General features: G+C 70.9%; 3 protein-coding genes. All 3 read right to left on the minus strand.

Going from position 1 to position 5,621, the window contains the following annotated elements:
• A partial coding sequence (locus Q0L15_RS11500) for a bifunctional FO biosynthesis protein CofGH (RefSeq protein ID WP_296604481.1) occupies positions 1–2,280 on the minus strand: 2,280 nt, incomplete at its 3' end.
• Between the two features lie 64 nt (positions 2,281–2,344).
• Positions 2,345–4,489, minus strand: a complete 2,145-nt coding sequence (locus Q0L15_RS11505; RefSeq protein ID WP_296604483.1) for an MMPL family transporter — start codon at positions 4,487–4,489, stop codon at positions 2,345–2,347.
• 185 nt (positions 4,490–4,674) lie between these two features.
• Positions 4,675–5,621 (minus strand): phosphatase PAP2 family protein (locus tag Q0L15_RS11510; protein ID WP_296604485.1); only part of this gene is annotated, 947 nt, incomplete at its 5' end.

Here is a 5,621-nt window from a genome sequence, read left to right on the forward strand (position 1 = left end):
CGCGTGCACCGCGAGGTTGTCGCGCAGCGTCGGGCCGGGCCGGGCGACGCCGGCGAGGTAGATCGGCGCGGAGGTGTGCACGAACGGCAGCGGCACGAACTCGGTGAACCCACCCGCCCCCGATTCCAGGGCTGCATCCTGGATGCGCGAGAGCACCCGCAGGTGGTTGACCCAGTGGCGCGGGTTGTCGACGTGGCCGTACATCATCGTCGAGGTCGTCGGGATGCCGACCCGGTGGGCGGTGGAGACCACCTCGATCCAGGTGCGGGTGGGCAGCTTGCCCTTGGTGAGCACCCAGCGCACCTCGTCGTCGAGGATCTCGGCGGCGGTGCCGGGCAGCGAGCCGAGGCCCGCCTCGCGGGCCTTGATCAAGAAGTCCTCGATCGACAGGCCGGTGCGGGCCACGCCGTTGACGACCTCCATCGGCGAGAACGCGTGGACGTGCATCTCGGGCACCCGCTGCTTGACCGCGCTGACGAGGTCGAAGTACGCCGTGGCCGGCAGCTCGGGGTCGATCCCGCCCTGCATGCACACCTCGGTGGCGCCGAGCTCCCACGCCTCGGCAGCCCGGTCGGCGACCTCGTCGAGGGACAGGGAGTAGGCGTCGGCGTCCGTGCGCCGCTGGGCGAACGCGCAGAACCGGCAGCCCACGTAGCAGACGTTGGTGAAGTTGATGTTGCGGTTGACGACATAGGTCACCTCGTCGCCCACCGCCTCGCGGCGCAGGTCGTCGGCCAGCCGGCACACCTGCTCGAGCAGCTCGCCCTCCGCCGTCATCAGCGTCAGCGCGTGCTCGTCGGAGAGGTTGCCCGGGTCCTTCTCCGCCGCCCGCAGCGCCGCCGACCCGATGGTCGAGCTTGTCGAGACCCCCGCACCCGTCAACGACGCCGCCTCGCGCACGGCGTCCCAGTCTCCATAGACGTTCGCGAAGTCCGAGCGCCGGTCGTCGGTGCGGCCCTCGGTGTCCACGGCGGCGAACAGGTCGGTGCGACCGACGGACGCGAACCCGCCGTCGGGCTCCTGCCACGGCAGCCCCGTGGGACGTACGCCGGGCCGGGCCAGCCCGTCCGCGGTCGCCAGCGCGGCCACGTGGGCCGAGACCCGTGGGTCGAGCCACGGCTCGCCGGCGCGGACGTACTCGGGGTGCACGGTCAGCCGGGGCGCGAGCTCGAAGCCGCACGACGCGGTCAGGTCGCGGAGCCGCTCCAGGGACGGCCAGGGCCGCTCGGGGTTCACGTGGTCCGGGGTGAGGGGCGAGACGCCGCCCCAGTCGTCGACGCCCGCCTCGAGCAGTGCCCGGCACTCCCCAGAAGACAGATCAGTGTCGACGAGGTTCGGCGGCGCCTGCACGCGCGCCTTGGGGCCGAGCACGATGCGGGTGACCGCGATCGCGGCGCGGTACTCGTCCAGGTCGAGGTCGTCGGTGTGCCGCATGGCCGTGTCGGGCTTGGCGCGGAAGTTCTGGACGATCACCTCCTGGATCGCGCCGTACGCCTTCATGCTCGCGCGCAGCGCGAAGATCGTCTCGGCGCGTTCCTCGAGGGTCTCGCCGATGCCGACCAGCAGCCCCGTGGTGAACGGGATCGAGAGCCGGCCGGCGTCCTCGAGCACCCGCAGCCGCACGGCCGGGTCCTTGTCGGGGGAGCCGAAGTGCGCCTCGCCCTTGGTCTCGAACAGCCGGCGCGAGGTCGTCTCGAGCATCATCCCCATCGAGGGGGCGACCGGCTTGAGCCGGTTCATCTCCTCCCACGACATCACGCCGGGGTTGAGGTGGGGCAGCAGACCGGTCTCCTCCAGCACCCGCACGGCCATCGCGCGGACGTAGGCGAGCGTGGAGTCGTAGCCCTGCTCGTCCAGCCAGGCCTGGGCCTCGGGCCAGCGATCCTCGGGCCGGTCGCCGAGCGTGAACAGCGCCTCGAGGCAGCCGAGCTCGGCGCCCTGGGCGGCGATCGCGAGGATCTCGTCGGGGGAGAGGTACGGCGCACGCCCGTCTCGAGCCGCCTGGGCCGGGGTCTCGACGAACGTGCAGTAGTGGCACCGGTCGCGGCACAGCCGCGTGACCGGGATGAAGACCTTGGGGGAGTAGGTGACGACCCCGGCCCGGCCGGCCGCGACCAGCCCGGCGTCGCGCACCCGGGCCGCGGCGGCGGTGAGCCGATCCAGGTCGGCTCCGGTCGCGGCCAGGAGGACGGCCGCCTCGGCGACGTCCAGCGCGGCGCCGCGCTCGGCGCGTGCCAGGGCCCGGCGGACCTGCTGCGGGGTGGGCTGCAGCTCGCTCATCTGCTCAGGCTAGCCAGCCGCCCCGGTATGGGGGCGGCTGGCCCAGCCCATGGTCAGCTGATGGTCAGACCGGTGTCGGCTCCGGCTCCGCCTCCGGCGTGAGGGCCACGCCCTCGGTGGGCTCGATCGGCGGCTTGCGGTCCAGCGGGCTGGGCCACCAGATCTTCCCGCCGGCGTCGAGGTTGATCGCGGTCACCAGCACCGAGCGGACGATCATCGTGTCGAGCAGGACGCCGAGCGCGATGGTCGTGCCGAGCTGGAGGGTGAAGGTCATCGGCATCGTCGCGAGCATCGCGAACGTCGCCGCCAGCACGATGCCGGCCGACGTGATCACCCCACCGGTGGAGGACAGCGCGATCAGCGAGCCGCGCCGCGTGCCGTGGTTGGCGGTCTCCTCGCGGACCCTCGTCATCAAGAAGATGTTGTAGTCGATGCCGAGGGCCACCAGGAACACGAAGCTGAACAGCGGGAATCCGGTGTCGGTGTGCTCGTGGCCGTAGATGAAGTCGAAGACCAGACCGGAGATGCCGAGCGCGGCGCCGAAGGACAAGATCACCGTGCCGACCAGGATCAGCGGCGACACCAGCGACCGGAGCAGGCCGATCAGGATCAGCAGCACCGCGAGCAGCACGATCGGGATGATCACCTTGTTGTCGCGTGAGGCGGCGTCCTCGATGTCGAGCGAGACCGCCGTCATGCCGGTCGTGAGCGCGTCCGCGCCGTCGACCCCGTGGACCGCCGTCCGCACGTCCTCGACGGTGTCGTACGCCGCCGGTGCGTAGGGGTCGCTGGTCAGCTCGGCGGCGATCAGCGCGACGCCGTCCTCGGCGGCCACGACGACGGGCTGGGCGAGGCCGTCGACGCCGGCCATGGCGGCCGCGACGTCCTTGGCCTTGTCCTCGTTCGCGACCACCTGGACGGGCGTGCTCGCATCGACCAGACCGTGCTCGATGAGGATCGTCTGCCCGGTGACGGAGTCCTGCTCGGTCGTGTACATCTCGTCGCTGGGGATGCCGGAGGTGTCGAGTCGCAGGAAGCCCAGGCACAACGCGGCCAGGACCAGAGCGGTGCCGACCCAGACGGTCCGCGGTCGCGGCGAGATGCCCTTGCCGACCCGCGCCCAGAGACCGGACGCGGTGGGCTCCTGCGAGCCGTAGCGGGGGATCAGCGGCCAGAAGATCCACCGCCCGCAGATCACCAGCAGCGCGGGCAGCAGCGTCACCATCACCAGGAACGTGACCGCGACGCCGATGGCGTTGGCCGGGCCCATGCCGGCGGTCGAGTTGAGCTCGGCGAACGTCAGGCACAGCAGGCCGACCACGACCGTGGCCGCGCTGGCCAGGATCGCGGGCGCAGCGCGGTGCAGCGCGAACGCCATCGCCTCGTGGCGGTCCTCGTGACGGCGCAGCTCCTCGCGGTAGCGGGCGACCAGCAGCAGCGCGTAGTCGGTGCCGGCGCCGATCACGAGCACGGTGAGGATGAACTGCGTCTGCCCGTTGACCGTGAGCCCGGCGTACTTCGCGAGGAAGTAGAGCAGGCCCATCGTCGTCATCAGCCCGATGGCCGCGCTGAGGATCGGCAGTGCCCACAGCAGCGGGCTGCGGTAGCTGACCAGGAGGATCAGCACGACGACGCCGAGGGTGACGAAGAGCAGCTTGCCGTCGAAGGAGGTGAAGATCGTGGCGGCGTCGGCGCTCTGGCCGCCGGCGCCGGCGAGGTAGGTGTCCACGCCGTCGATCGCGGTGATCTCGTCGAGCCGGTCCTTGAGGTCGGGCAGCTCCTCCCAGAGCTTGTCGCCGTAGTTGACGGTGAACTGGAGCTTGGCGACCTCGCCGTCCTCGGAGACGAACGGCGCGGGGATGCCGGCGGCCTCGGCGCGCTGGGGCGTCACGACGTCGGTGATCCCCTTGATGGCCTCGATCTCGCCGGCCTGGTCCTCGATGGCGGCGAGGTCGGACTCGGAGAGCCCGCCCGCCTTGTGGTAGACGACGGTCGTGCCGACGTCGTACTCGTCCTGGAACGCCTTCAGCTTCTCGAAGGCCTTGGTGGACTCGGCGCTCGAGGGCAGCCAGGACTCGGTCTCGTTGTTCTGGACATCGGTGAGCTTGCCCCCGAAGGGCATCATGAGCCCGGCGACGACGAGGACGGCGACGAGCACGAGCCACTTGGTGACCCGGCCGGTGAGCTTGCCGGCGATCTGACGGTGCATGGTGGGACTCTCTCAAGGAGGCGGGACAGTCGGCATCGGGGTTTTCCCCTAGTCCGACCCCCGTCGGGTCCCGAACTCATCGGGGCCCCGGACACGGCCGGACACATCCGTACGACAACCGGAATGCGTCCTTTGTGACAGTCATTGAGGCCAGGACCTGACCGTTGGCCCGAGAATCTCGGTGCTCAGGCGGCGCGCACGCGTTCCCAGCGACGGCACGCGACCGCCACCACCAGGGCGAGCAGGCCGCCCACGAGCGTGTCGACGACGTAGTGCTCGGCGAAGTAGACCAGCGCGAGCGACATCGCGAGCGGATAGGCCAGCAGCAGCCAGCGAGCAGGGGAGCGGAGCCGGCCGATGAGGTAGATCGCGACGAGGAACGCGATCCCGGCGTGCAGCGAGGGCATCGCCGCGACCTTGTTGCCCATCCCGAACATCACCATCGTCTGCCGGTGCAGGTCCAGCTCGGACCAGCCACGACCGGTGATGCGGTGGACCTCGGGCAGGTAGCCGTCACGCGCTGCCATCCACGGCGGTGCCATCGGGTAGACGACGTAGATCGTCAGCCCGGCGAGCAACAGCGAGAGGTAGCGGCGCAGCCACCGCTCCCACTCGAGCCGGTTGCGCCGCCACAGCATCCCGGCCAGCACGAGCGCGACGAGGAAGTGCGAGGCGTAGACGGTCGTGAAGAGAACGTCCCACCAGCGCGGTGGCAGGTCGTTGCTGCAGGGCACGCCGCACCACGCGCGTTGGAGCGTCACGGTCGGCACCTCGGCGCCGCCCCCCCACGAGCCCAGCCACTCGTCGACGCGCACGGGCATCGTGTAGTGCGGGGCGATGCCGATCTCGTCGGTGAGGCCGCGCACGAGCCAGTAGAGGACGAGCACCAGCAGCGGCTTCCACCAGTCGAGCCAGAACTGCCGGTGGTGGCGCCACGGCCGCACGACGTCCCAGGCGACCGTGCCGAGCCAGATCCAGATGAGCACGCCGGCCGGGTCCTTCGGGATGCCGACGAACCAGCACCACGCGAGCAGCAGCACGACGTACGCCGCTGTCGCGACCGGGCGTGACCTCACGGGCGCTCCGCCCAGATCGTCCAGCGCCCTGCCGTCGCGGCCTCGGTGTAGTGCTC

This window comes from Nocardioides sp., from assembly GCF_024509035.1.
GTDB lineage: Bacteria > Actinomycetota > Actinomycetes > Propionibacteriales > Nocardioidaceae > Nocardioides.